Below are 26,266 nucleotides of genomic sequence, written 5' to 3'. Positions count from 1 at the left end.
GCATGAAAAGAGGCTCGGGGAAAGATCGTTAGAACATAAAAAGTTGAGAGTTTTTCTCTCAACTTTTTTTAATCAAATTCATATTTTTGTAGAATCGTTGTGAGGATAAAGACTCCTGTAAAGATGGCCATCAATGCCAGATAAACTGGGAAAGTAGTGGCTGTAAGGAGTGAAATCTCGATCAAGTTTTTCAATACGACCGCAGATGCGTAGAATCCTACAACAGAGAAGAGAATGAGGAGGGCTCGCCAGATATTTAGTGGAAGGCAAGCACGGATGACGGATAGGAAACCGATGGATCCAAGTAAGTAATAGGATACAGTAGACATATCGGCTACAGACCAACCATGGCTTGCTCCCCAAAGGCGAATGAACAAGACACTAAAGACGACCATCAAGGCGCTTGGTAAGGCTAACAGAAGGGAACGTCTTAAGAAGTGTTTTTCAACCGGTTTGATATTGCGTTCAAAGGTCAACACAAATGGTGGGAACCCTTCGACAAATTGGTCAATCAAGGTGATTTGAATAGGGATGAATGGAAAAATCAGCAAATAATTGACGTTGAAGAAAAGGGCACTGGCGATACAGATAATAGCCAAGAGGAAGGAATAGATCGTTTTGATGAAGAAAATCGGAGCGATTCGTCCAATGTTATTGACCACACGACGACCTTCGAATAGAATTTCTGGAACATCATTAAAGTCAGAGTTCAAAAGAACAATATTTGCAATTTGACGGGTTGCGGGATCTCCTTCAGCCATTACGATGGAGCAGTCAGCTTCACGAAGAGCGAGGATATCATTGACCCCGTCTCCAGTCATAGCTGTCGTCCGACCAGCTGCTTTCAAGGTTTGAATGAGCAGTTTCTTTTGGTGAGGGGATACGCGCCCAAAGATAGCTGTTTCTTCTGCTTGATCCACTAATTGATCATCAGAAATTTTTGAACAATCGACGTAGTTCTCATAATTTTTGAAGCCAGCTTGTTGAGCGATATAAGAAACCGTCACAGGGTTGTCACCGGATATGATTTTAAGATCCACTCCTTGAGAGCGCAAATACTCAAGAGTATCTGAAGCTCCTTCACGAATGGGGTCTGTAATCTCAATAACCGCAATCCCTTCAAGATTTTCAGGCAGTTTCAATTCCTGCATGCTGATCCGTTCTGAACTGTGGGCTAAGACGAGAACGCGCGATCCACGGCCTTGTGCTTCGACGACGGCAGTTGGATTTTCTTGAAGGAGCATTTCAGGAGCACCGAGAAAGACGGTGCCAAGATTGGAGAGGTGCATAGCTCCCCATTTCCGATCGCTTGAGAAAGGAATAATGTTTTCCGCAGTATAAGCATGCTCCAACTCCCCATAAGCCTTGCGAATAGCTTGAGCAGTAGGATTGGTGTCCTCACTATTTTGCATGTAAGCAGAGAGGATGACCTGGATCGTTTCCTCAGAAAAATGCTCGGATAAGCTATGAAGAGCTTCGACTGTCATCTTCCCTTGAGTGATAGTCCCGGTCTTATCTAGACACAAGGTATCCACACGCGCCAGGGTTTCCACTGAATACATTTCTTGAACAAGAACCTTGCGCATGCCGAGCTTAATAACCGCCGTCAAGAGAGACGTAACCGTCAGTAGGGCAATTCCTTTTGGCAACATTCCCAAGAGAGCTGTTGAAGAATTCACAACGGAATCCTTGATCGGTAGCATCTTGATCAGCAATGCTTCAAAGAAGAGGGCAAGGCCAAATGGGATGATAATTTTACCAGTGAAGCTAGAGATTTTCGCTAAATTATAGAGAATACGCGAATTGATAGGCTTCAAGGTTTTGGCTTCCATCATCAGTTTGTTGGCATAGTTGTTTGCCCCAACTCGCTTGACACGGGCATAGACTTGACCACTGGCAATATAACTACCAGAAAGCAGTTCATCACCAACTTCTTTTAAGACCAGGTCACTCTCACCAGTCAGCATAGCCTCATTAGCTTCTGCAATACCGGACATGACTTCAGCATCACTAGGGATCTGCTCACCCGAAGACAGAAGCATTAGATCACCTAGGACAAGCTTCTCTGGTGGAATCGCATCCTTTTCCCCGTCTCGAATGACAGTCACCAGCTCACGACTCATGAGATTGAGTTTATCAATCATCCGCTTGGCGCGCATCTCGGTCATGATTCCTGTAATGGCATTGAAGCAAATAACCGCGAAAAAGATCATATTGCTCCAGGCCTGTACAGCAGCCAAGGCTACGGCAATCACAAAGTTTAAGGTATTAAACAAGGTGAAGACGTTGCGCTTAATGATTTGCCAGGTACTGGTACTTGTATTCGTTGTAAAATCATTGGTTTGTCCGCGATCCATTTTCTTGCGGACTTCACTGAGGGATAACCCCTTTAATTCATTCGTTTCCATAGACAATATGATATCATTTTTTTGAGAAAAAGACTATCTAGAATCGGTCCGCTGAGACATTTTTTATCTAAAAAAGTTTGCGGTCAAAATCAGGATACGGTATAATAAGAAAGAACGTTTTACATGATGGAATATCTTGTAGAGATTAATGAAATGGATTTGAGGAACAACTATGTTTTATACCTATTTACGTGGCCTTGTTGCCTTTATTCTTTGGGTTTTAAATGGGAATGCCCATTACCATCATAAGGACAATATTCCAGATCGGGAAGAGAACTACATATTGGTATCGCCTCACCGGACCTGGTGGGATCCAGTCTATATGGCCTTTGCGACCAAGCCAAAGCAGTTTATCTTTATGGCGAAAAAAGAACTCTTCACCAATCGTATTTTTGGATGGTGGATTCGTATGTGTGGGGCTTTTCCGATCGACCGTGAAAATCCGGGAGCAGAAGCCATTAAGTATCCTGTCAATATGCTGAAAAAGAGCAACCGTTCCTTGATTATGTTTCCAAGTGGAAGCCGTCATTCTCAAGACGTCAAAGGCGGTGTTGCCATCATTGCCAAAATGGCTAAGGTCCGTATCATGCCAGTGACATATACTGGTCCAAGAGACTTGAAAGGGTTGGCAACGGGTGAACGCATTGATATGAACTTTGGACATCCGATTGATATTTCGGATATTAAAAAGATGAATGACGAAGGAGTGGCAGAAGTTGCCCGTCGTATTCAAGAGGAGTTTGACCGTTTGGATGCGGAAGCGCAAGCGATCAACACTCCAACAAAACCGTTTATCTTGATTCGTTTGTTAAAAATCCTTTTGATTCCTCTTGTCTTAGTCGTGGGCATCTTGACCTTGCTCTTTAGTTACCTAGCCAGCTTTGTATGGGATCCGGACAAACATCGAAAAAACAAGTAAAAAAACTGAGAGTTTTTCTCAGTTTTTTTTATTTTTACGAATAATAAAAGTGAGAGGAGGTTTCTTATGGAGGATATCATCGAAAAAATCAAAGAATATAAGCTCTTTTTAACACTTACAGCTATCGGACTCTTACTTGGAGGGTATTTTCTTTTTCATCGACCTCAGTCGAGTACATCAACTATACCGGATCTCTATCAGACTTCCCGTTCAACTTCGAGCAAAGAAAAGACATCTGTTTCTAGTTCAAGAGAAGAAAAGCCGGCTGCTTCAGTGTCTGATGCGCCCGAGATCATTACGGTCGATGTCAAAGGGGCTGTTAAACAACCAGGTGTCTATGAGTTGCGCTCTGATAGCAGAGTCCACGATGCCATTCATAAGGCGGGTGGAATGACTGCTGAAGCCAATAGCCAATCAGTCAATTTGGCACAAAAACTCTCTGATGAAGCAGTGATTTATGTCGCCAAAGAAGGGGAGGATGTTCCAACACTTGGAAGTTCAGAAAGTCCTGCAACTTCGTCTGCATCAGCAGAAAAAACAGGCAAGGTCCATTTAAATCGAGCGACCGAGTCAGAACTCCAAACGGTATCAGGCATTGGTCAGAAACGAGCCCAGGACATTATCGCCTATCGCGACGCAAATGGCCCTTTTCGATCAGTGGATGATCTTAAAAATGTTTCAGGAATCGGAGAGAAAACACTGGAGAAACTAAGAGATGCTTTCACGGTGGATTAAAGACCTTCCTTTTTCGCTTGTCCATCTCGCTTTTTTACTTCTTTGGTTGTATTTTAGTGTTTATCGCCCATCTTGGCTTTCGATCAGCGGTCTAGTAGTGGTGATATGTTTAGTGGTTCATCACTATAAGGAGGATCGCCCAAGTTTGTTGCGTCTTGCTTTAGCAACTCTTTGTTTTGCGGCCTTCTTTGTTTTTCAGCGAGCCCAGGATCATCCAAAACAAGTCGAAAGTCGCTCCCCAGCCCATTTACATCTGATCCCAGATACCATCAAGGTTAATGGAGATGCCCTGTCTTTTCGTGCTAAAGATCAGGGTAGTACCTACCAAGTTTTTTACACCTTGAAATCTGAGAAAGAAAAACAGCAGTGGCAAAATCAAATCCACTTGCTGGAGTTGACGTATAAGGGTGTCATAGAAGAGCCAGAAGGGCAGCGAAATTTTAGAGGTTTTGACTATCGAGCTTATTTGAAGACTCAGGGAATATATCACCAAATTAGAATTGAAACGATCCAATCTGCGCTTCCCGTCCAAACGTGGAATGTTTTCGATTGGCTATCTCAATGGAGGCGCCAAGCTATTGTTTGGAGCAAGGAGCACTTTCCACAGCCAATGAACCAGTATATGACCGGCCTTCTTTTTGGTTATTTAGATACGGATTTTGAGGAGATGGATCAGCTTTACACGAGTTTAGGAATTATTCATTTGTTTGCCTTGTCTGGGATGCAGGTCGGCTTTTTCATCAATGGGATCCGAAAAGCTCTTTTACGTCTAGGAATCTTGCAAGAGACAGTCGATATCTGGATGCTTCCAATCTCTTTGATCTATGCTGGCTTGACAGGTTTTTCTGTTTCAGTCGTTCGCAGTCTCTTACAAAAACTCCTCTCTCAAAAGGGCGTCCGAGGGATGGAAAATATGGCGATGACCTTGATGCTCTTAATGATTCTCATGCCTAAGTTTCTCCTGACGGCTGGAGGCGTCTTGAGTTGTGTCTATGCCTTTATTTTGACCTTGGTAGATACTAATTCTTATTCAGGAATTAAAAAGGTGCTAGTGGAAAGTTTCTGGATTAGTCTGGGGATCTTGCCCCTTTTGACCTATTATTTTAGTGTCTTTCAACCATGGTCACTCCCTTTAACCTTCCTCTTTTCTTTCTTGTTTGATCTTGTTCTCCTTCCAGGGTTAACAGTGCTATTTATCTTATCGATTCTAAAGCCGCTTACGATTTTTAACAGTTTCTTTCTTCTCATAGAGGAATGTATTCGTTGGATCTCAAAGCTCACGTCGGTACCGTTGGTATTTGGTCAGCCGACGGGATTAGCTCTGATCGTCCTCTTACTTCTTTTAGGGACCTTATATGATCTTCGAAAGCAAAAAAACCTTCGTTTTCTGTTCATCGGTATGATTCTACTCATCTTTTGTTGGACCAAGCATCCTTTAGAAAATGAGATCACCATGGTGGATATCGGTCAAGGAGACAGTATCTTTTTACGCGATTGGAAAGGAAGGACCATTTTGATTGATGTCGGAGGACGCGTCACTTTTAAAAGTGGAGACAAGTGGCAAGAGCGCAGTCAATCTGCCAATGCGGATAAAACCTTGATTCCCTATCTCAAGAGTCGAGGTGTTGGAAAACTCGATGCTTTGGTCTTGACCCATACAGATCAGGACCATATGGGCGATATGCTAGAGGTTGCAAGACAAATCCCAGTTAAAAAAGTGTATGTCAGTCCAGGCAGTCTAACCAGTTCCAAATTTCAAGAGAAATTGAAACAGCTTCATAGTCCAGTTAAAGTAGTCCAGAGAGGGGATCAACTTCCTATTTTTGATCATCATCTCGAAGTCTTATCTCCTGATGAAGTGGGGGATGGCAAAAATAATGATTCGATTGTCCTCTATGGGCAGTTTTATCAGAAACGGTTTTTGTTTACAGGTGATCTGGAAGAAGCTGGGGAGAAAAAACTATTGGGAAACTACCCCCAATTACAAGTGGATGTCTTGAAAGTAGGCCACCACGGATCGAAAGGTTCCTCTAGTGATGTATTTTTGGATCAGGTACATCCTCATTTGGCTTTAATCTCCGTTGGAAAGAAAAATCGCTACCAGCACCCTCATAAAGAATTGCTCGATCGTTTAGAGGAACGATCCATTTCTTACCTTCGTACAGATGGAAGAGGAGCGATTCGCTTGATTGGGTGGGATCATTGGAGGGTAGAAACGGTCCGCTAGAGATGAGGAGAGGTTTGCTTTCTATGCTGAAAATTGCTATTATAGAAGGTGAAATCAATGTAAAGGTAGAATCGTATGAACGCATTTAAGCAATTTTGGATACAGTATGCAGATTTTTCAAGTAAGACCAGTCGAGCCCATTTTTGGCTAGCCTTTTTCTGGAATTTCCTGATTTCTTTGCCTCTTTGGGTTTTTTACATCGTGACTTCTTTATCCCATCAAAATGCTCAAGAAATACTCAATTTTTCAACTGTTCATTCTAAAACAGGTCTATGGGCACTCGCTTTCTTAGCATTCTTTTACTTCCTCATTTTGGTACCCAGTCAAGCCATTTGTGTGCGTCGCTTGCGGGATGCTGGGATCCATTGGTCTTGGATCTTTTTGAACCTTGGTCCGGTCCTACTCTATTTGTTGACGGGGCTAGATATTTTCCTGTTTCTTTGGGTGATTACAGTTGTTTCTCTCCTGATTCTCATGATGCTTCCAGGAAAAAATACCTTCCCAAAACCAGTAGAAACTCCTATGGGAGTAACTTCTGAACCACAGGTCACCGCGACAGGGGGGAGCTTTGGAGGCAACTCGTTTGAGCAAATTCCTAATTTTGTAGCAGCTCCAGATTTGTCCGACGAAAAACCACCATTGGAACAAAAAATGGCTGCTGAACACGAAATCCACTAAACGGATAAAGATAAGAGAGTTTCATGCAAGCAATTACCGATACTAAACATCTGACGGTTCAAACTCTGCCTTCTATTCTTGTCTTGACAGGCGAGGATGTAGGTCAATTTGAATGGTTAAAAAAAGACATTTTAAAAAAAATAGGCTATGATCCCTCAGATTTGAATTATTCTTATTTTGATATGAAGGAAGCCTCCTATGCTGAGGTAGAGCTGGATTTGGTCAGTCTTCCCTTTTTCGCTGATGAAAAAATTGTGATTTTGGATCACTTATTGGATCTGACTACTGCCAAAAAACGCTATTTAACAGATGAAGATCTGAAGCAATTTGAAAACTACCTGGAAAATCCTTCTGAATCGACCCATTTGCTGATATTTGCAGAAGGGAAATTAGATAGTAAGCGTCGCTTGGTCAAACTCCTAAAACGGGATGCCCAAATCATTGAAGCGGCGACTCCTAAAGAGCAAGAGGTAAAGCGCTATTTTGCAAGCCAAGCCAAAGAATTGGGCCTGCAGTTTGTGGGCGATTCCTTGGACCAACTACTATTAAAATCTGGCTATGATTTTGGAGAGTTACAGAAGAATCTCGCTCTTTTGCAGGCTTATAAAGAGGATGGTCAGATTACCCTCGAAGATATTGAGGAGGTTGTTCCCAAAACCTTGCAAGATAATATTTTTGATCTGACCCAAATGATTCTCAAACGCCAAATCGATCAAGCCCGGAATTTGGTGAAAGATCTCCGCTTACAAGGAGAAGATGAAATAAAATTGATTGCTATTCTGTTGGGGCAATTCCGAATGTTTTCTCAAGTAAAAATATTTTCAGAAGAAGGTCAATCCGAAAGCCAAATCGTAGCGAGCTTGTCGGAGTTGTCAGGACGCAAGGTCAATCCATATCAGGTGAAGTTTGCCTTACGGGATAGCCGCAAGCTTTCCCTGTCCTTTTTGAAACAGGCCATGATGACCTTCATCGAGACGGATTATGCAATTAAAAGTGGAACGTATGATAAAGACTACTTATTTGATTTGGCACTTTTAAAAGTGGCAAATAGCGTCTAAACATGAATGAAATTGCAAGCAGATTAGTTGAATAATTTAGCTGTTTACGTTATTATCAAATCAGTAATAAAGAAAAGAGGACCATAAAATGGCTATCATTTTACCAGAATTACCATATGCTTATGATGCATTGGAACCTTATATCGATGAAGAAACCATGCATTTGCACCATGATAAACACCATCAAACATATGTAAACAATGTGAATGCAGCTCTTGAAAAACATCCTGAAATTGGAGAAGACCTTGAAAGCTTGTTAGCTAATGTTGAATCCATACCAGCTGACATTCGCCAAGCGGTGATTAACAATGGTGGTGGTCATTTGAACCACGCTCTTTTCTGGGAATTGATGACTCCAGAACAAACAGCTCCTTCAGCAGAACTTGCTGCAGCTATTGATGCCACATTTGGTTCATTTGAAGACTTCAAAGCAGCCTTCACAGCAGCAGCAACGACACGTTTTGGTTCTGGCTGGGCATGGTTGATTGTCAACAAAGAAGGTAAACTTGAAGTCACTTCAACAGCAAACCAAGATACACCAATCTCTGAAGGAAAAACACCAATCCTTGGTTTGGATGTTTGGGAACATGCCTACTACGTGAAATACCGTAACGTACGTCCTGACTACATCAAAGCTTTCTTCTCAGTGATCAACTGGAATAAAGTTAATGAGTTGTTTGCAGCAGCAAAATAATAAAATAAAGGAATCTATAAGAGCGACAATTGGCTCTTATAGATTTTTTGTTTGTATCCGGAAAATCGGAGTATAATTTCTTGCGTTTGGACAGGAAAATGATACACTAGTAGGAGTGTGTCTTACTTATCAGAAGCCCAGTTTGAAGGGCCTAGGCAAGGAAAAGATGACCGTTAAAATGAAAACTGAAACATTCAGGGAGAAATGAAATGACTAGTATTACCATTACCAAAGGAGCAGTTGAGACGCCTATCTATTTACGGATGTTGAATCGTCATGGCTTGATTGCAGGAGCAACAGGGACAGGGAAAACAGTTACCCTCAAGGTCCTCACAGAAAAATTAAGCAAAGAGGGCATTCCGGTCTTTCTAGCTGATATCAAGGGAGATTTATCTGGTTTAGCCAAAGCGGGGCAATGGACTCCAAAACTGGAAGAACGCTACAAACTGCTTGGTCTCAAAGATCCGTTTGAGCCGCAAGCCTTCCCTGTTCGATTGTGGGATGTCTTTGGCCAAGCTGGTCATCCTGTTCGTGCGACTGTCGAAGGAATGGGGTCGTTGCTTCTTTCTCGTCTACTTGATTTGAATGAAACTCAATCAGGAATTCTTGCAATTGTCTTTAAAGTGGCTCAAGAGAAAGATTGGCCCTTGCTTGATTTGAAGGACCTGCAAAGCCTTTTAAAGGAAGTCTATGAACACAGCTCAGACTATTCTGCCCAATATGGTAATATCACCAAACAATCTGTTGGTGCGATCCAAAGAAGCCTCTTGGTTCTTGAAGAAGAAGGAGCGGATCAGTTTTTCGGAGAGCCTGCACTTGATTTAAGTGACTTTATGCAACTCGATGCATCAGGGCGTGGGTATATCAATATTCTTTCAGCTACAAAGCTCTTTCATTCACCAAAATTGTATTCAACCTTTTTAATTTGGATGTTGTCTCGTCTCTTTGAAACACTTCCCGAGGTTGGGGATCCCGAAAAGCCAAAACTGGTTTTCTTCTTTGATGAAGCCCATCTCCTCTTTAAGGATGCAAGCAAGCTCTTTCTTGAGAAGGTCGAGCAAGTCGTGCGCCTGATTCGTTCTAAGGGTGTAGGGATTTACTTTATTACCCAAAATCCTCAAGATCTACCAGAATCTGTTTTGGCACAGCTTGGAAATCGTGTACAACATGCTCTTCGAGCTTATACACCAAAAGAAATGAAGGCCATCAAGGTGGCTGCCCAAAGTTTTCGTCCGAATCCAGACTTTGATACAGAAACAGTGATCACAGAATTAGGGACAGGGGAAGCCTTGGTTTCTTTCCTGAATGAGAAGGGGCAACCTAGTGTTGTTGAGCGTGCTTATATTCTCTCTCCTCAATCGAGTTTTGACCTCTTAAATGAAAGTGAACAATTGGCCTTAATCACGACATCGCCTTTCCATCAAAAGTATGCGACGACGATTGATCGGGAATCTGCCTATGAAAAATTAGCAGCTAAAGCAAGCAAGGAAGCACAAAAAGAGGAGAAAAAAGAAGCAGAAAAAGAACGAGCTACGGCGGAAAAAGCAGAGCAAAAGCACAGTCCAGGTCGCCCAAGAAAATCCAGTCTTGAAAAAGCTAAGGATTCCTTCTTGAGTTCCTTATTCCGGACGATTGCGCGTGAGATCGCTAAGCTAATTATGGGCTCCTTTAAACGAAAATAAGCCATTGATGAAAAGAAATAAACTTTTTAAAAAGAAATCGTTTTCTATTTCTGATAATTCTTGTTATTTTCAGTAGAATCTTTTATAATTAATCTCGTATGAAAAAATATTTTAATCTACGCTCGATCATGATTGCGATCAGTATTCTATTGTGCTTAGTGGGAACAAGCGCACTGGGCTACTTGCATGTTACGCAACCAACAGCATCAGCAATTGAAAAAAAAGCAAAGAAAACAAAAGAAGCAAAAGAAAAAGATATAGAAAAGTCTACGCCTGAGACGAAAAAACCACGTGTCAAATCTCCTGAAGCCAAGCAAGCAGTAGTAGACGCAGACATGGAAACGATGAGTGCTTATGGCCTTGTCTATGATTATGCTAATAAGGGGTTGGTAGAGGTTGTCCAGGATTTCCTAGCGGAAAGTGGAATTGATCCGTCACAAGTTGCCTTCACGTATCGCAATGCCATTACAGGAGAGCAATTTGCCATGAATGATCTTCAACCAATGACGGCAGGAAGTACCTATAAGCTACCGTTGAATATGTTGGTGGTGGATGAGGTCACAAAGGGTAAACTCAATTTAACAGATCGGTTTGACATTAACAACACCTACTATGAATATGTAGGGGAACATGACAATTACGTTGCTGCCTTTGATGGAGCCATGTCTATCCCTGATATGCAACGCTATTCATTAGTTTACTCTGAAAATACCCCAGCCTATGCCTTGGCAGATCGTTTAGGGGGAATGGAGCAAGCGCGCAAGTTATTCAGTCGCTATGGTCAATCTCGCTCACCAGAAGTCAAAACCTTTAGCGAAGATAATAAAACGACAACGGATTATTATATCCATGTATTGCAATATCTTTGGAATCATCAAGAAAAATATGCAGATTTGTTGGAATTGATTGGGGAATCTTTCCCAGGTGAGTACTATAAGAAATTCTTGCCAGATTTGGTCATTCAACAAAAACCGGGCTATGTTGCGGAAGCGCTCAATGTGGATGCCATTGTCCGTGAATCGACCCCTTATTTGGTTGCCATCTATACTGCAGGGCTGGGTGGAACGACCCCAGAAAGTTCTGAAATCAGTGGTGTTGGTCTTTATCAATTGGGTCAATTGGCTTATGTTATTAATGAATGGCATCGTGTGAATATGAATGAATAATTGACGGAAGAGGCTGGGACAAAAGTCCTGGCCTCTCAATTGTCTTTGGATTGTCGAGCAAGACGCAGTGGTTGAGTGGGCTCTACTACGCAGATTTCATCAGCTTTTACAGCCCTACTCAACTGTGCGGAGGTAGGACGATGAAATCGAATTCTAACGAATTACTGATTTCTGTCCCACTCTCTTTTCTTCTATCACAGTAGCTTAGAATTCACTTGGTGTTTCGAAATACTTTTCTGTTTTAAAGAGGCTTCTTTCCCTCTTCTATCAAAAAATATGTTATACTAATTAATAGTAATAAGAGGAAGTATAGACATGATTACAAAGGAAGATTACCAGTTGGTCCGCTCGCATCCAGCCTTCTCTGCGTTGCCAGTGGAGCTATTTGATAAATTAGCTGTTGAAATTCATGCTAGGGATATCCAAAAAGGACAAATTTTATTTTATGCAGGAGATAAGCGGGATCGCATTTTTCTGCTTTCAAAAGGCTTTGCTCGCATTGAGCAATTCGATTCGTCTGATCAATTTTCCTATATGGATTATATCAAGAAAGGGGCCCTGTTCCCTTATGGTGGGATGTTTCAGGATGAGCGTTACCACTATACAGCTAGTGCGGTGACAGATTTGCGTTGTTTCGTTATCCCTGTCAACCTCTATGAATTATCTGCCCAAGAGAGTAAGGAGCAGTTGCTCTTCATTACGAGAAAGCTCTCGTCAATTTTAGAATTTCAAGAGTTGCGTCTACGTAATGTCGTGACAGCTAGTGCCAGTGAGCGTGTGGTTCAATCTTTAGCTATCTTGTGCAAGGACTATGAAAGTTTAGGAAATCAACTTCCATTTCCAATCAGTATGAAGGAAATGGCCAAATTAGCGGCCACAACCCGAGAAACCGTCAATCAAGTTTTAAAGAAACTCATCGATTCTCATAAGATACAGTATGAGAGAAAACAATTAACCTTTCTAGATACAGCCTACTTTTTAAATAGTTTTAAAGAGATCAATTAATTTGTTGATCTTTTTTATTTTTGTAAAAAAAAAATATATATTCATAAAAACAATATAAAAGACAAAATATGCAAAGAAAACGCTTCATATTAACTAAAAAATAGAAATAATTCAAAATAATGACAAATTCTTTGCATTAAAAAAGTAGAATCCTTCGTGAAAGCGGTAACAATAAAGAATATAATAACAATTGTAATAAAGCTTGTGAACAAGTTCGAAGAAAAAGGAGGACTATAGATGTCTACACACCCAATTCATGTTTTCTCAGAAATTGGAAAACTGAAAAAAGTTTGTTTGCACCGTCCAGGTAAAGAGTTGGAAAACTTGATGCCTGACTATCTTGAACGTCTTCTTTTTGATGATATTCCTTTCTTGGAAGATGCTCAAAAAGAACACGACGCATTTGCTCAAGCGCTTCGTAACGAAGGTATCGAAGTACTTTATCTTGAACAGTTAGCTGCTGAGTCATTGACTTCTCCAGAAATTCGCGATCAGTTTATCGAAGAATACCTTGAAGAAGCGAACATTCGTGGACGCCAAACAAAAGTTGCGATCCGTGAATTGCTTCATAGCATTGAAGACAACCAAGAATTGGTTGAAAAAACAATGGCAGGGGTTCAAAAAGCTGAACTTCCAGAAATTCCTGAAGAAGCAAAAGGATTGACAGACCTTGTTGAATCTGACTATCCATTTGCGATTGATCCAATGCCAAACTTGTACTTCACACGTGACCCATTTGCGACAATTGGTAATGCAGTATCATTGAACCACATGTACGCAGATACACGTAACCGTGAAACTTTGTATGGTAAATACATCTTCAAATACCACCCAGTTTACGGTGGAAAAGTTGAACTTGTCTACAACCGTGAAGAAGATACTCGTATCGAAGGTGGAGATGAGTTGGTACTTTCTAAAGATGTATTGGCAGTTGGTATCTCACAACGTACTGATGCTGCATCAATCGAAAAATTGTTGGTAAACATCTTCAAGAAGAACGTTGGCTTCAAGAAAGTATTGGCCTTCGAATTTGCTAACAACCGTAAATTCATGCACTTGGATACAGTATTCACAATGGTGGACTACGATAAATTCACAATCCACCCAGAAATCCAAGGTAACCTTCGCGTCTTCTCTGTAACTTATGAAAACGAACAATTGAAGATCGTTGAAGAAAAAGGTGATTTGGCTGAATTGCTTGCTGAAAACCTTGGTGTTGAAAAAGTTACATTGATTCCATGTGGAGATGGCAATGTCGTTGCTGCTGCGCGTGAACAATGGAACGACGGTTCAAATACTCTTACAATCGCACCTGGTGTGGTAGTCGTATACGACCGTAACACTGTTACGAACAAAAAATTAGAAGAATACGGACTTCGTTTGATCAAGATCCGCGGAAGTGAATTGGTTCGCGGTCGTGGTGGACCTCGTTGTATGTCAATGCCATTTGAACGTGAAGAAATCTAATGTAGAAGACCGAGAGCTGGTCTTGAGGGATCAGCTCTTCCTTCTTACTGATCAATACTAGAAAGAAAATAGGAGACAATTAGAATGACAAATTCAGTGTTCCAAGGACGTAGCTTCTTGGCAGAAAAAGACTTTACACGCGCAGAGTTAGAATACCTCATCGGACTTTCAGCTCACTTGAAAGACCTTAAAAAACGCAACATCCAACACCACTATCTTGCTGGAAAAAACATTGCGCTTTTGTTTGAAAAAACTTCAACTCGTACTCGTGCTGCCTTCACAACAGCAGCTATCGACCTTGGTGCTCACCCAGAATACCTAGGTGCAAACGACATCCAACTTGGTAAAAAAGAATCTACAGAAGATACTGCTAAGGTTCTTGGACGTATGTTTGACGGTATTGAATTCCGTGGTTTCAGCCAACGTATGGTTGAAGAATTGGCTGAATTCTCAGGTGTTCCAGTATGGAATGGTTTGACTGACGAATGGCACCCAACTCAAATGCTTGCAGACTACTTGACTGTTCAAGAAAACTTTGGACGCCTTGAAGGTTTGACACTTGTGTACTGTGGTGACGGACGTAACAACGTTGCAAACAGCCTTCTTGTAACAGGTGCTATCCTTGGTGTGAACGTACACATCTTCTCACCAAAAGAACTCTTCCCAGAACAAGAAATTGTTGAATTGGCAGAAGGATTTGCAAAAGAAAGTGGCGCTCATATCTTGATCACTGAAGATGCTGACGAAGCTGTGAAAGGTGCAGACGTACTTTACACTGACGTTTGGGTATCAATGGGTGAAGAAGACAAATTTGCAGAACGTGTTGCCCTTTTGAAACCTTACCAAGTAAACATGGATTTGATTAAGAAAGCTGATAACGAAGACTTGATCTTCTTGCACTGCTTGCCAGCCTTCCACGATACAAACACTGTTTACGGTAAAGATGTTGCTGAAAAATTCGGCGTAGAAGAAATGGAAGTTACTGACGAAGTGTTCCGCAGCAAATATGCTCGTCACTTTGACCAAGCTGAAAACCGTATGCACACTATCAAAGCGGTTATGGCAGCTACTCTTGGTAATTTGTACATTCCAAAAGTTTAAGACTTAACCGTATACCAACAGCTATAGGGGCTGGACTGCTAGCTTTAGTCCTGCCCCTATTTTTTATAGAAAGGGAAAATTCATGTCAAGAAAAATCGTCGTTGCTTTGGGAGGAAATGCTATTCTCTCATCTGATCCTTCTGCGCAAGCTCAACAAGAAGCACTTGTAGAAACAGCTAAACACTTAGTTAAATTAATCAAAAATGGGGATGAGTTGATCATCACTCACGGGAATGGTCCTCAAGTAGGAAACCTCTTGCTCCAACATTTGGCTGCAAATTCTGAAAAGAACCCAGCTTTCCCACTTGATTCATTAGTTGCTATGACTGAAGGAAGCATTGGCTACTGGCTTCAAAATGCTCTTCAAAATGCTCTTCTTGAAGAAGGAATTGAAAAAGATGTGGCTTCTGTTGTGACACAAGTCGTTGTTGATAAGAACGACCCAGCTTTTGTTAACCTCAGCAAACCAATTGGCCCATTCTACTCAGAAGAAGAAGCAAAAGCAGAAGCTGAAAAATCAGGTGCAACTTTCAAAGAAGATGCTGGTCGTGGCTGGCGTAAAGTTGTGGCTTCACCAAAACCAGTGGATATCAAAGAAATCAATACCATTCGTACTTTGTTGAACGACGGTCAAGTCGTTGTAGCTGCTGGTGGTGGCGGTATCCCGGTTGTGAAAGAAGCAGATGGTAGCTTGACTGGTGTTGAAGCGGTTATCGATAAAGACTTTGCATCTCAACGTTTGGCTGAATTGGTAGAAGCAGACCTCTTCATCGTCTTGACTGGTGTCGATTATGTCTTTGTGAACTACAACAAACCAGATCAAGAAAAATTGGAACATGTCAATGTCGCTCAATTGGAAGAGTACATTAAACAAGACCAATTTGCACCAGGAAGCATGCTTCCAAAGGTGGAAGCTGCTATTGCCTTTGTAAATGGTCGTCCAGAAGGAAAAGCAGTCATCACTTCACTTGAAAACCTTGGAGCTTTGATTGAGTCTGAAAGTGGAACAATCATCCAAAAAGACTAATGAAAAATTAGGAAAAAACTAGTATTTTAAAGCTTATTGTGATAGAATAAGTCTATAGGTAAGCGTTTTACAAGAGACTCTTGTAAAACATCACTCACACTTTGTTGCGTTAGGAGGAAGACAAATGAGTGAAAAAACGAAAAAAGGATTTAAGATGCCTTCATCTTTTTCCGTATTGTTAATCATCATTGCCATTATGGCAGTGTTAACTTGGATTATTCCAGCTGGTCAATACAAGGTTGACGATGCAGGTGCTATCATTGCAGGTAGTTATGAATCTGTAAAAGCACATCCTCAAGGGATTTGGGATATCTTGATGGCTCCAATCAATGCGATGCTTGGTAAAGCACCAACCAGTGCAGCGATTGACGTAGCCTTCTTCATCTTGATGGTCGGTGGTTTCCTTGGCGTTGTGAACGAAACAGGTACCCTTGATGTAGGGATTGCTTCTATCGTTCGCAAATACAAAGGCCGCGAAAAAATGTTGATCTTGATCTTGATGCCATTGTTTGCCCTTGGTGGTACAACTTATGGTATGGGTGAAGAAACTATGGCCTTCTATCCACTTCTTGTTCCTGTTATGATGTCTGTTGGTTTTGACAGCTTGACAGGGGTGGCTATTATCCTCTTAGGATCACAAATCGGATGTTTGGCGTCGACATTGAACCCATTTGCGACAGTTATCGCTTCTGATACTGCAGGGATCTCAAGTGCTTCAGGTCTCTTGCTCCGTGTAATCTTCTGGATTGTCTTGACAGGACTTAGTACCTACTATGTATACCGTTATGCAGATAAGGTTCAAAAAGACCCAACCAAATCTCTCACCTATGCAACTCGTGAAGAAGATTTGAAACACTTCAACGTAGAAAGTGGCGAAGAAATCCCTTCACAAATGAACAAGAAACAAAAACGTGTCTTGCTCGTCTTCATTTCAACATTCGTCATCATGGTTGCTGGATTTATCCCATTCAAAGATTTGGGTATTACATTCTTTGAAAACTTTAACGAATCTCTTCATAAAGTTCCAGTGCTTGGTCAATTGATCGGTAACACAGATGCTCTTGGTACATGGTACTTCCCTCAAACAGCTATGCTCTTTGCCTTCATGGGAATCCTTGTTGGTATCATTTATGGCTTGAAAGAAGATAAAATCATTTCATCCTTCATGAATGGTGCAGCTGACCTCTTGAGTGTTGCGCTTATCGTAGCAGTAGCACGTGGTATCCAAGTCATCATGAACGATGGTATGATCACTGCGACAATCCTTCACTGGGGTGAAGAAGGACTGAAAGGTCTGTCATCTCAATTGTTCATTGTCTTGACTTACATTTTCTACTTGCCAATGTCATTCTTGATCCCATCATCATCTGGTCTTGCCAGCGCAACAATGGGTATCATGGCACCTCTTGGTAAATTCGTCAATGTACCAGGTAGCTTGATTGTCACAGCTTACCAATCTGCATCTGGTGTCTTGAACTTGATCGCACCAACTTCAGGTATCGTAATGGGAGCTCTTGCTCTTGGACGTGTTGATTTGAGTGCATGGTGGAAATTTATGGGTAAATTGGTCGTAGCGATTGTTGTGATTACTATTGCCCTTCTTCTACTGGGAACTGTGGTTCCATTCTTGCAATAGAATAAAGTAGGTGTTTCATGAAAAAAAGAATTAAGGACGATGTGAAAGAGCAGTTTTTAAACTCTCTTCAAACCATCATTTCTTACCCTTCTGTATTAAATGAAGGGGAAAATGGAACACCGTTTGGACAAGCTATCCAAGATGTCCTAGAAAAAACCTTAGAGCTTGCTCAAGAATTAGGTTTTCAAACATATATAGATCCTGAAGGATACTATGGATATGCAGAGATCGGTCAGGGGGAAGAACTCCTGGCCGTTCTTTGTCACTTGGATGTTGTTCCAGCCGGTGATCTAAAAGATTGGCAAACGCCACCCTTTGAAGCGACTGTTGTCGGTGACTATCTAGTAGGTCGTGGTGTACAGGATGATAAGGGGCCGTCCCTCGCTGCCCTCTATGCAGTTAAGAGTTTGCTGGATGATGGCATCCAGTTTACCAAACGAATCCGCTTTATCTTTGGGACGGATGAAGAAACCTTATGGAGGTGTATGAACCGCTACAATCAAATTGAAGAACAAGCGGATCTTGGGTTTGCACCAGATTCTTCTTTCCCATTAACCTATGCTGAAAAAGGCTTGTTACAAGTGAAATTGCATGGCCCAGGTTGGGATGATCTTCCTTTACAGGCTGGTCAGGCCCTCAATGTTGTTCCAGATAAAGCGACCTATGCAGGTCATCGTTTAGAAGAATTGCTTCCCGTTTTGGATCAAAGTGGGGTTCAGTATAGCCAAACAGAAGATTCTGTAACGGTTATGGGAGTTTCAAAGCACTCCAAAGATGCAGCCGAAGGAGTGAATGCCATTGTCGGTTTAGCTGAAAGTCTGTCCCTCATTCAACCCCACCCAGCCTTGCTCTTTATTGCAGATGCTGTTGGTGAGGATGCAACTGGAGAAGCCCTATTTGGAAAAATTACAGATGAACCAAGTGGGGATCTTTCCTTCAACCTTGCGACCCTTGTGATCGATCAAGAGCAATCGGAAATTGGAATTGATATTCGAATTCCAGTCCTTGCAGATAAGGAGAATTTAGTGGCTCGTCTGCAAGAAATTGCGGCTAGCTATCAGTTGGAGTATGAAGAATTTGACTATTTGGCTCCTTTATATGTACCGTTAGATAGTCCTTTAGTCAGCTCTTTGATGGCCGTCTACCAGGAAGAAACCGGGGATAGGACACCAGCCATGTCTTCGGGTGGTGCGACATTTGCGCGGACTATGGAAAACTGTGTAGCTTTCGGCGCTCTTTTCCCAGGTGCAGAGCAGACCGAGCACCAGGCCAATGAACGAGCAAAAATTGACGATCTCTACGCTGCGATGGAAATCTATCGAGAAGCCATTCAGCGCCTAGCGACAAAATAAAAAGTTTGGAAACTAAGTTTCCAAACTTTTTATTTGCTAAAGAAGAAGGGTGGGGTGAATTCTTTTAATTTTTCAAAGCAATCCAAAGCTCCTTGGTTGTCTTCACAGATGACCAAGCAGACATCGTCCCCACAGATAGTAGCTACAATTTGATCCAGTTCCAGTGCATCTAAGATCGCACCAAAGGATTGGGCAAGCCCTGGAAGAGTTTTTACAACGACCTGGTTTTGAACGGGCCGCAACATGACTAAGGCATCTTCCATATACATCCGCAGGCGCTTTTCCCAACGGGAAGGAGCGATGGTGTTCATGGCATAGTAGGAACTATCCCCCTCGTTAATTTTCACTAGATTCAAGGATTTAACATCCCGTGAAAGGGTGGATTGGGTAACGAGAACCCCATTGGCTTCAAGGGCTTCTTGGAGTTCTTGTTGGGTATGAATCCTACGCTCAGAAATAATAGAGCGGATCAAGCGGTGGCGGCTTTCAATTTTATTCATGAGAGACTCCTTTACTTGATGAACATAGCATCCCCAAAGCTGAAGAAGCGGTACCGTTCCTGAATAGCATGGTGGTATGCTTCTAAGGTTAATTCACGGCCAGCAAAGGCAGAAACCAACATGACTAAAGTTGATTTTGGAAGGTGAAAGTTGGTCGAAAAGGCATCGACTACTTTCCATTCATAACCTGGTTTAATGAAAATATTGGTCCAGCCAGAATCGGCTTGGATATCACCTGCAAATTTATTTCCGATCGTTTCAAGCGTCCGGATAGAAGTTGTTCCAACAGCTACGATGCGTTTCCCTGCAGCTTTTACTTGACGAAGGGTCGCAGCAGCCTCTTCTGAAAGTTGGTAAAATTCAGAGTGCATCTCATGGTCTTCGAGATTGTCCACTGATACTGGACGGAAGGTACCAAGCCCTACATGAAGTGTCAAGTAAACAAGCTGAACACCCTTTGCTTCAATCTTTTGGAGCAATTCTTGGGTGAAATGTAGACCTGCTGTTGGGGCTGCAGCAGAACCGTTTTCTTTAGCATAAACAGTTTGGTAGCGTTCGCGGTCAGCAAGCTTTTCGTGAATATAGGGAGGGAGTGGCATTTCGCCAAGACTTTCCAAGACTTCTAAAAAGATGCCTTGATAGTGGAAGTGAACGATACGGCCTCCGTGTTCCAATTCTTCCTCGACAGTGGCAGTCAATCGACCATCTCCGAAGCTCACTGAAGCCCCTACTTTTAATCGTTTAGCAGGCTTTGCTAAGACTTCCCAACAGTCATCTTGGGTATTTTTGAGGAGAAGGAATTCGACGTGACCACCTGTTTCTGGCTTGACGCCGTGAAGACGGGCAGGCAGTACGCGCGTATTGTTCATGACAAGAGCATCTCCTGGCTCCAATTCATCTAAAATTGCATCAAAGTGACGATCTTGGAATTGCCCTGTTTTTCGATCCAGGATCAAGAGTTTAGAGGCATCGCGTTTTTCAAGAGGGGTTTGGGCAATCAGTTCTTCAGGCAAATCAAAGTCAAAGTCGTTGGTATTCATTTGCGCTCCTTTTATAATAAATTTGTGAGTAGATAGATGGCTGTCCCGATAGCTAAGAGCATCAGGCTGATTCCCATCAAAAAGATCAGGACCTTGAGAATCTTTCTTTGGTGAATCAAGAAAGATAAGAGAAACACAAGGAGTCCGATCAAAAAAAAGATGAATAATAGTGATACAATCATACCTTTCATTATATCACGAATTGATATGAAATTGAAAAAAATGCTAGAAAAAGATAGCGGTTTCACTTGACAAAAATTGGTCTATACCATATAATAAAAGCATAGAGAAATAGGAGGTCTATCCAATGAAAATTATTGAAGTAAAGGACCAAATTGAGGGTGGAAAAGTTGCCTTTGATATATTGAAAGAAAAATTACAGGAAGGTGCGCAAACCTTAGGTCTTGCGACAGGAAGCAGTCCCCTTGAGTTTTATAAACAAATTCGTGAAAGTGATTTGGATCTGTCCAATCTAATCAGTGTAAACTTAGATGAGTACGTAGGGTTAACAGGAGATGATCCTCAATCTTATCGGTATTTCATGGAGAAACATCTCTTTGATGCCAAGCCATTCAAAGAAAGCTATCTCCCATCAGGTGTAGAAGAATCTGCCGATCAGGAAGTGATCCGTTATAACAAAATACTCGAAGACCATCCAGTGGACCTTCAAATCTTAGGGATTGGACGCAATGGGCATATCGGTTTTAATGAGCCGGGCACTTCCTTTGATAGTCAGACCCACTTAGTTCAGTTGGATGCCTCTACGATTGAAGCCAATTCTCGTTTCTTTGATAAGATCGAAGATGTACCAACCCAAGCTATCTCGATGGGGATTGCCAATATCTTAGCTGCAAAATCGATCGTCTTGTTTGCATATGGGGAATCAAAAGCCCAAGCGATTAAAGGAACTGTAGAGGGTGAAAGGACAGAAAAAGTGCCCGCTAGTGCCCTTCAAGGCCATCCAGATGTGACCATTATAGCGGATAAGGAAGCTTTGAGCTTGTTAAGTCGTTAATAAACAGGACCTATCGCCGATTTATTCGGGCCAGATAGGTTTTTTTCTGCTTCAAAGTATGGTACAATACAAGTAATTAACTGCTGTGATTGGCTCTTTTCGCCTACTGGGAGACAAGAAGAAAGAGCATAAAGGTTAGAAGCTTGTTTCAACCTCCAGCTGATTAGTCTGTTATAAAGGAAAAGTTTATGATAAAAAAATATTTGATGTCTATTTGCCTCCTTCTGAGTCTCTTATGCCAACCAATTCTAGCTAGTGCGGATGAGTTGGTGGATATGGCTCAAAAGATGTATCCAAATGACAATGTCCAAGCCATTAACCGTCCACACTCTTCGCTCATTATTGACGGCAATACGGGAAATGTTCTTTGGAAAGACAATATCGATGAAGTCAGAGATCCGGCCAGCATGAGTAAGCTCATGACGCTCTATCTCTTGTTTGAAGATATGGCAAATGGCAAGATCAGTAAAGATACAGTGATCAAGGCGACCGCTTCAGATCAAGCGATCGGTAAGATCTATGAAATCTCAAATAATAATATTGTTGCTGGAGTAGACTATACTATTCCTGAGTTGATTACCATGACCGTGGTTCCATCCTCAAATGTATCGACCCTCATGTTGGCCAATCTTATGTCCAACAATGATCCAGACGCCTTTATCGAGCGCATGAATGCCAAGGCTAAGGAATTGGGGATGACGAATACGGTCTGGAATAACCCAAGCGGGGCTGCCATCTCAACCTTGCAAGGCTACTATCAGGTAAACAATTATCCAAATGATGCGGCTAACCAGACGACTGCGCGTGATTTGGGAATTTTGGTCTATCATTTTATCAATCAATACCCGGATATCTTAAGCTATACCAATCAAGCACAAGTCACGGTCAAAAAAGGAACTCCGTATGAGGAAACCTTTGATACCTATAATTATTCATTGCCAGGAGCCAAGTATGCCTTAAAAGGTGTGGATGGTTTGAAAACGGGATCAAGCCCTCGTGGAGCCTTCAACTATATTGCAACCATCAAACGGGGCAATCAGCGTTTAATTGCTGTGATTATGGGGGTTGGAGATTGGGCAGACCAAGATGGGGAATACTACCGTCACCCATTTGGGAATGCCTTGATTGAAAAAGCCTATAAAGATTTTGGCTATAAGAAATTATTGGATGCTGGTGTCCAGCAGATTGATGGTAAGACCTATACACTCGAAAAACCATTCTATGCAACGGTGAAAAAGGGAGCTAAAGAGCCCACACTTGCAGTAAAAGATGGGTATTTGACAGTGGATAATGATCTCTATACTCTGTCTGAAGGAATCCGAGATGATATGAAGGTGGAAGAAGGGGCCAAGCCAGAACTGGTCAAAGAAACAGCAAGTGGAAAAAAGGCGACTGCCAAGCAAAGTAAATGGCTTTCGCTAGATCACTTCCTGATTTTGATTCCGATTCTCATTCTTGTCATCATTCTCTCGATTGAAAAACAAAGTCGAGATCGACGCAAAAGAGACGCCCAAAAGCGCTATTATAAAGATTAAGAATAAAACCTAACTGATTGTCGGTTGGGTTTTGTCATTGTTCCATTAGGATACTTTTAGAAAGGACGTAAATGAAAAAATTCCGTAATTCTTATGCAGCTTATATGCTACTCTATAGTTTTTATTTTATGTCTACCTCCCTCTTTTCGACCTTAATTTCTGTCTATTTGATGGGGAAACACTATAGTGCGACCCAAGTATCGACCTTGGTATCTGTTGCCTTTTTCTTATCCATGGTAGCCCAACCCTTCTTTGGGTATATCAATGAACGATTTGGAATCGTAAAAATGACAACCCTCAGTCTGAGCATTATCATAGGTGGAGTCTTAGGTTTTCTTTGGGCTCCCAATCTCTTTTGGCTGACAGCTTTTTATGGAATCGTTCTAGTTTGTTTGAATGGAACAGCTCCCATGATGGAAGTTTTTGCAACGCAAAGTCCATACGCTTTTGGGAAGATTCGCGTTTGGGGAACGATTGGCTACTCAGTTGGAGTACAAATAGCCGGGTGGGTCTATCATCAGTTTAGTCCCCAAGCAGTCTATTATACGGTTTTAATCACTATTGTCCTAAGTATTTTCTGTCTGAGTGCCGTTCGAATGAAGAAAAAAGAGACAGTTATAGAAAAGGAAAAAGAGCCCGTTTCTATTTGGCCTCTTCTTCACAACGGTCCTTATCTCTTCTTTATTATTCTGATTGGCTTGGCTTCAGGGGTTGGTAATATCGGTCACACCTATATTCCTGAATTGCTGATGGATAGTGGTCTACCGGTTCATATTGCCTCAACGGTTGTGGCTATCTCAGTTGTAGTAGAAGCTCCTTTGATCTTTTTCTCCGATCGATTCATGGACCACTGGCCTTTACGGGTTTTGATCGCTCTTCCAATCGGGATTATTTTCGCTCAATATGCCGTCTATGCTCTTCCAAGTCCTGTCTTCTTAAAAGTGCTCCTGACACTCTTAGCCAAGCATACGACAGGCATGGTTTTGGTTATGGTTTCCTTACGGTTTATTGCCCAACAGGTGAAGGGGAAAGACTTGGTTCTTGCTATGGCTATTGTACAGGGGGCGCGCTACCTAGGTACGATTCTATTACAACCACTGGCTGCACACTTTATTGAATACGGTGGCTATCAACTTATGAGCCTCTTTTTAGCAGGAGTAGTAGGAATCGTTTTTGTAATGACCTTTGCCTTAAAAATGCCCCAAGGAAGTTCTCACAGCCTTTTTGGTGGCAATGTAGAATAATTTATTTGCTAGAATTGTACGACTAGCTACAGAAGAATTGGGCAGAAATACTGATTTCATTGTGTTCTGTCCAATTTTTTTGCTATTATCAAGAACTAGTGATTAATTTGACAATCAAAGTATTCGATGATAGAATGAGGTAAAATAAAAATAAAGGTGACCATTTTATGAAAAAAATGATCTTATCGACAGCTACTCTTTAGACGATTGTTTCCCTAGCTGCTTGTTCAAATAAGCAAGAAACAAAGAAGGAAACTTCAAATAGTCAATCAACTACTAAAGTGACGAGCAAATCTGCCAACACTTCAAAAAGTAAGGATACTTCAACAGATTCAGAAGATACTTCATCTTCTAGTCTCTTAACAGATGCTGAAATTAGTAAAGCAAAAACAGTTGGAGACTTCAAAAAGTTGTTTGCAAAATTAATGGATCAATCTGTATCTATTACTGAAGAAGCAGGTGCTTCTGTGACGGGTTCTGCAAAAGAGCAATACGATGCAACGATTAGTGCCTTGAAGCAAGGATTGGAAAACCAAAAAGATATCTTTAATGAAGGATTGGAAAGCATAGGTTCAGATAGCACGGTCGTTCCTAAAGAAGACCGTGAAGCTTTGATCGAAAGCTTGAAAGATGCTCGAGAAGAGTTGGAAAGTACTCGTAAAGAAATGAAAGATATGCAGAAAGAATTGAGTAAATCTCCTGTTGCAGATGACGACAGTGATGATTCAGATTCTGAAGAATAAAAGGAAGAAAAGGTTGGAATTTCCAGCCTTTTTCTTATTTTTTTTTCGAATGATATAGATGAGGAGGTGGGGCTATGTTTATTGCCATGGATAAGAATCAAAAGCGGTGGAACTGTATGGAAGAGATCCCAGCTGTGACAGAAGGTCCCTTCTATTGCTTAGCTTGTCATAGTCCAGTGCGTCTAAAAAATGGCTCGGTTCTACGGGCTCATTTTGCCCATGTAGAATTACAGCATTGTCCCTATCATCACGAAGCTGAGAGTTTTGAACATCTGGAATTGAAAGCTTGTCTTTATAACTGGGCCTCCAAGGAGTCTAATACAGAAGTCGAAAGTTATTTAGCAGATTTTCAACAAATTGCCGATCTTTTGGTAGTAGACAAGAATTTAGCTTTGGAAGTACAGTGTAGCTCCTTATCTTTGGAGCGTTTGAAGGAGAGAAGCGATGCTTATCGATCCCATGGTTATCAGGTCTATTGGTTACTTGGTAAAAAGTTATGGCTAAAGGAAAGACTGACCAAGCTACAGGCTGGTTTTCTATATTTTAGTTATAATCGTGGGTTTCATCTTTGGGAATTGGATTTGACCAAGCAAGAGCTCCGTTTGCATTACCTCATCCATGAAGATTTGAGAGGGCGTTTGCATTATCAAACAGAAATTTTTCCTTTTGGTCAAAGGTCTTTACTGGAAGTCTTACGGACCCCATATTTTTCGCAACCCATGCAACAAATGGCAGTCGATCTCGATCGTACATTTTTAACCTATATACAGCAGCAGCTCTTTTACCGTCACCCAAAGTGGATGAGGCTTCAGGAAGAATTCTATTTGCAGGGACACCATCTAATGGAACTGGGGCTGGATTACTTTTATCCTCTTTGTCGTCCGATCCTTTCACAGAACTTGCTTCAAATTGAAGAGGATGTAGAAGATTACTACCAGCAATTTATGACCTATTATCAGACGCAAGGGATCCAACCCGTTCAGATCATTTATCCCCCACGTTTTTATACTCAGCAGAAAAGCTAACTTTCTAGG

At 41.6% G+C, this 26,266-nt stretch carries 22 protein-coding genes; 19 read left to right on the top strand and 3 right to left on the bottom strand.

Features of this window, described 5'->3' with window-relative positions; genetic code table 11:
- Positions 1-68: 68 nt before the first annotated feature.
- Positions 69-2,408 carry a cation-translocating P-type ATPase gene (locus ACVC7Q_RS03850; protein WP_447264899.1) on the bottom strand — a complete coding sequence of 780 codons (2,340 nt, stop codon included), beginning with the start codon at positions 2,406-2,408 and terminating at the stop codon, positions 69-71.
- Positions 2,409-2,580: 172 nt separating this feature from the next.
- On the opposite strand from ACVC7Q_RS03850, the gene ACVC7Q_RS03845 reads away from it, so the two are divergent.
- The 14 genes from ACVC7Q_RS03845 to ACVC7Q_RS03780 all read left to right on the top strand — a co-directional run bounded on the left by ACVC7Q_RS03845 (position 2,581) and on the right by ACVC7Q_RS03780 (position 19,155).
- Positions 2,581-3,327 (top strand): lysophospholipid acyltransferase family protein, encoded by a 747-nt coding sequence (locus ACVC7Q_RS03845; protein ID WP_003006324.1) that lies wholly within the window; start codon positions 2,581-2,583, stop codon positions 3,325-3,327.
- Positions 3,328-3,393: 66 nt separating this feature from the next.
- Positions 3,394-4,062 carry a helix-hairpin-helix domain-containing protein gene (locus ACVC7Q_RS03840; RefSeq protein ID WP_447264898.1) on the top strand — a complete coding sequence of 223 codons (669 nt, stop codon included), beginning with the start codon at positions 3,394-3,396 and terminating at the stop codon, positions 4,060-4,062.
- A complete protein-coding gene (locus ACVC7Q_RS03835) occupies positions 4,043-6,289 on the top strand; it encodes a DNA internalization-related competence protein ComEC/Rec2 (protein WP_447264897.1) in 2,247 nt (748 codons plus the stop codon). Before ACVC7Q_RS03840 ends, ACVC7Q_RS03835 begins: the two co-directional genes overlap by 20 nt.
- A gap of 75 nt (positions 6,290-6,364) precedes the next feature.
- The gene (locus tag ACVC7Q_RS03830; protein WP_447264896.1) at positions 6,365-6,967 is read left to right on the top strand and encodes a DUF805 domain-containing protein; all 603 of its coding nucleotides are present in this window, start codon (positions 6,365-6,367) and stop codon (positions 6,965-6,967) included.
- Positions 6,968-6,990: 23 nt separating this feature from the next.
- A complete protein-coding gene (gene holA / locus ACVC7Q_RS03825) occupies positions 6,991-8,025 on the top strand; it encodes a DNA polymerase III subunit delta (RefSeq protein ID WP_447264895.1) in 1,035 nt (344 codons plus the stop codon).
- A gap of 88 nt (positions 8,026-8,113) precedes the next feature.
- Entirely contained in the window at positions 8,114-8,719 is a 606-nt protein-coding gene (sodA, locus tag ACVC7Q_RS03820) for a superoxide dismutase SodA (protein ID WP_447264894.1), read from the top strand.
- Between the two features lie 209 nt (positions 8,720-8,928).
- Positions 8,929-10,401 carry a helicase HerA-like domain-containing protein gene (locus ACVC7Q_RS03815; RefSeq protein WP_447264893.1) on the top strand — a complete coding sequence of 491 codons (1,473 nt, stop codon included), beginning with the start codon at positions 8,929-8,931 and terminating at the stop codon, positions 10,399-10,401.
- Positions 10,402-10,499: 98 nt separating this feature from the next.
- Positions 10,500-11,567 carry a serine hydrolase gene (locus ACVC7Q_RS03810; protein WP_447264892.1) on the top strand — a complete coding sequence of 356 codons (1,068 nt, stop codon included), beginning with the start codon at positions 10,500-10,502 and terminating at the stop codon, positions 11,565-11,567.
- A 315-nt stretch (positions 11,568-11,882) separates the two neighbouring features.
- Entirely contained in the window at positions 11,883-12,572 is a 690-nt protein-coding gene (locus ACVC7Q_RS03805) for a Crp/Fnr family transcriptional regulator (RefSeq protein WP_447264891.1), read from the top strand.
- Between the two features lie 237 nt (positions 12,573-12,809).
- Entirely contained in the window at positions 12,810-14,039 is a 1,230-nt protein-coding gene (gene arcA, locus ACVC7Q_RS03800; protein WP_447264890.1) for an arginine deiminase, read from the top strand.
- 84 nt (positions 14,040-14,123) lie between these two features.
- Complete coding sequence (argF, locus tag ACVC7Q_RS03795) at positions 14,124-15,140, top strand: ornithine carbamoyltransferase (protein ID WP_155168925.1); 1,017 nt, start codon at positions 14,124-14,126, stop codon at positions 15,138-15,140.
- Positions 15,141-15,222: 82 nt separating this feature from the next.
- Complete coding sequence (gene arcC / locus ACVC7Q_RS03790) at positions 15,223-16,167, top strand: carbamate kinase (protein ID WP_447264889.1); 945 nt, start codon at positions 15,223-15,225, stop codon at positions 16,165-16,167.
- Between the two features lie 124 nt (positions 16,168-16,291).
- Positions 16,292-17,803, top strand: a complete 1,512-nt coding sequence (locus ACVC7Q_RS03785) for a YfcC family protein (protein ID WP_368403693.1) — start codon at positions 16,292-16,294, stop codon at positions 17,801-17,803.
- A 17-nt stretch (positions 17,804-17,820) separates the two neighbouring features.
- Positions 17,821-19,155, top strand: coding sequence for a dipeptidase (locus ACVC7Q_RS03780; protein ID WP_447264888.1), 1,335 nt, complete (start codon positions 17,821-17,823; stop codon positions 19,153-19,155).
- A gap of 29 nt (positions 19,156-19,184) precedes the next feature.
- On the opposite strand, the gene ACVC7Q_RS03775 is transcribed toward ACVC7Q_RS03780, so the two are convergent.
- On the bottom strand, positions 19,185-19,655 hold the full coding sequence (locus tag ACVC7Q_RS03775; RefSeq protein ID WP_009732532.1) for an arginine repressor: 471 nt from the start codon (positions 19,653-19,655) through the stop codon (positions 19,185-19,187).
- An 11-nt stretch (positions 19,656-19,666) separates the two neighbouring features.
- Positions 19,667-20,695, bottom strand: a complete 1,029-nt coding sequence (gene queA, locus ACVC7Q_RS03770; protein WP_447264887.1) for a tRNA preQ1(34) S-adenosylmethionine ribosyltransferase-isomerase QueA — start codon at positions 20,693-20,695, stop codon at positions 19,667-19,669.
- Positions 20,696-21,002: 307 nt separating this feature from the next.
- Here queA and ACVC7Q_RS03765 point away from each other — a divergent pair, with 307 nt between their 5' ends.
- From ACVC7Q_RS03765 to ACVC7Q_RS03745, 5 genes are all read left to right on the top strand, one after another.
- The gene (locus ACVC7Q_RS03765; protein ID WP_447264886.1) at positions 21,003-21,710 is read left to right on the top strand and encodes a glucosamine-6-phosphate deaminase; all 708 of its coding nucleotides are present in this window, start codon (positions 21,003-21,005) and stop codon (positions 21,708-21,710) included.
- A 188-nt stretch (positions 21,711-21,898) separates the two neighbouring features.
- Positions 21,899-23,245 (top strand): DUF1958 domain-containing protein, encoded by a 1,347-nt coding sequence (locus ACVC7Q_RS03760; RefSeq protein WP_447264885.1) that lies wholly within the window; start codon positions 21,899-21,901, stop codon positions 23,243-23,245.
- Between the two features lie 71 nt (positions 23,246-23,316).
- The gene (locus tag ACVC7Q_RS03755; RefSeq protein WP_447264884.1) at positions 23,317-24,489 is read left to right on the top strand and encodes an MFS transporter; all 1,173 of its coding nucleotides are present in this window, start codon (positions 23,317-23,319) and stop codon (positions 24,487-24,489) included.
- A 281-nt stretch (positions 24,490-24,770) separates the two neighbouring features.
- Positions 24,771-25,232, top strand: coding sequence for a hypothetical protein (locus ACVC7Q_RS03750; RefSeq protein WP_447264883.1), 462 nt, complete (start codon positions 24,771-24,773; stop codon positions 25,230-25,232).
- 74 nt (positions 25,233-25,306) lie between these two features.
- Entirely contained in the window at positions 25,307-26,257 is a 951-nt protein-coding gene (locus tag ACVC7Q_RS03745) for a competence protein CoiA family protein (RefSeq protein WP_447264882.1), read from the top strand.
- Positions 26,258-26,266 lie beyond the last annotated feature (9 nt).

Source organism: Streptococcus sp. W151 (assembly GCF_053010205.1).
Note: the sequence above shows the minus strand (reverse complement) of the source record. Positions and strands in the feature narration are given on the sequence as shown.

What these genes read in the sequence shown, in the direction of transcription:
- ACVC7Q_RS03850 (WP_447264899.1), bottom strand. Translation starts at nt 2,408, where the DNA reads ATGGAAACGAATGAATTAAAGGGGTTATCCCTCAGTGAAGTCCGCAAG.
- ACVC7Q_RS03845 (WP_003006324.1), top strand. Translation starts at nt 2,581, where the DNA reads ATGTTTTATACCTATTTACGTGGCCTTGTTGCCTTTATTCTTTGGGTT.
- ACVC7Q_RS03840 (WP_447264898.1), top strand. Translation starts at nt 3,394, where the DNA reads ATGGAGGATATCATCGAAAAAATCAAAGAATATAAGCTCTTTTTAACA.
- ACVC7Q_RS03835 (WP_447264897.1), top strand. Translation starts at nt 4,043, where the DNA reads ATGCTTTCACGGTGGATTAAAGACCTTCCTTTTTCGCTTGTCCATCTC.
- ACVC7Q_RS03830 (WP_447264896.1), top strand. Translation starts at nt 6,365, where the DNA reads ATGAACGCATTTAAGCAATTTTGGATACAGTATGCAGATTTTTCAAGT.
- holA (WP_447264895.1), top strand. Translation starts at nt 6,991, where the DNA reads ATGCAAGCAATTACCGATACTAAACATCTGACGGTTCAAACTCTGCCT.
- sodA (WP_447264894.1), top strand. Translation starts at nt 8,114, where the DNA reads ATGGCTATCATTTTACCAGAATTACCATATGCTTATGATGCATTGGAA.
- ACVC7Q_RS03815 (WP_447264893.1), top strand. Translation starts at nt 8,929, where the DNA reads ATGACTAGTATTACCATTACCAAAGGAGCAGTTGAGACGCCTATCTAT.
- ACVC7Q_RS03810 (WP_447264892.1), top strand. Translation starts at nt 10,500, where the DNA reads ATGAAAAAATATTTTAATCTACGCTCGATCATGATTGCGATCAGTATT.
- ACVC7Q_RS03805 (WP_447264891.1), top strand. Translation starts at nt 11,883, where the DNA reads ATGATTACAAAGGAAGATTACCAGTTGGTCCGCTCGCATCCAGCCTTC.
- arcA (WP_447264890.1), top strand. Translation starts at nt 12,810, where the DNA reads ATGTCTACACACCCAATTCATGTTTTCTCAGAAATTGGAAAACTGAAA.
- argF (WP_155168925.1), top strand. Translation starts at nt 14,124, where the DNA reads ATGACAAATTCAGTGTTCCAAGGACGTAGCTTCTTGGCAGAAAAAGAC.
- arcC (WP_447264889.1), top strand. Translation starts at nt 15,223, where the DNA reads ATGTCAAGAAAAATCGTCGTTGCTTTGGGAGGAAATGCTATTCTCTCA.
- ACVC7Q_RS03785 (WP_368403693.1), top strand. Translation starts at nt 16,292, where the DNA reads ATGAGTGAAAAAACGAAAAAAGGATTTAAGATGCCTTCATCTTTTTCC.
- ACVC7Q_RS03780 (WP_447264888.1), top strand. Translation starts at nt 17,821, where the DNA reads ATGAAAAAAAGAATTAAGGACGATGTGAAAGAGCAGTTTTTAAACTCT.
- ACVC7Q_RS03775 (WP_009732532.1), bottom strand. Translation starts at nt 19,655, where the DNA reads ATGAATAAAATTGAAAGCCGCCACCGCTTGATCCGCTCTATTATTTCT.
- queA (WP_447264887.1), bottom strand. Translation starts at nt 20,695, where the DNA reads ATGAATACCAACGACTTTGACTTTGATTTGCCTGAAGAACTGATTGCC.
- ACVC7Q_RS03765 (WP_447264886.1), top strand. Translation starts at nt 21,003, where the DNA reads ATGAAAATTATTGAAGTAAAGGACCAAATTGAGGGTGGAAAAGTTGCC.
- ACVC7Q_RS03760 (WP_447264885.1), top strand. Translation starts at nt 21,899, where the DNA reads ATGATAAAAAAATATTTGATGTCTATTTGCCTCCTTCTGAGTCTCTTA.
- ACVC7Q_RS03755 (WP_447264884.1), top strand. Translation starts at nt 23,317, where the DNA reads ATGAAAAAATTCCGTAATTCTTATGCAGCTTATATGCTACTCTATAGT.
- ACVC7Q_RS03745 (WP_447264882.1), top strand. Translation starts at nt 25,307, where the DNA reads ATGTTTATTGCCATGGATAAGAATCAAAAGCGGTGGAACTGTATGGAA.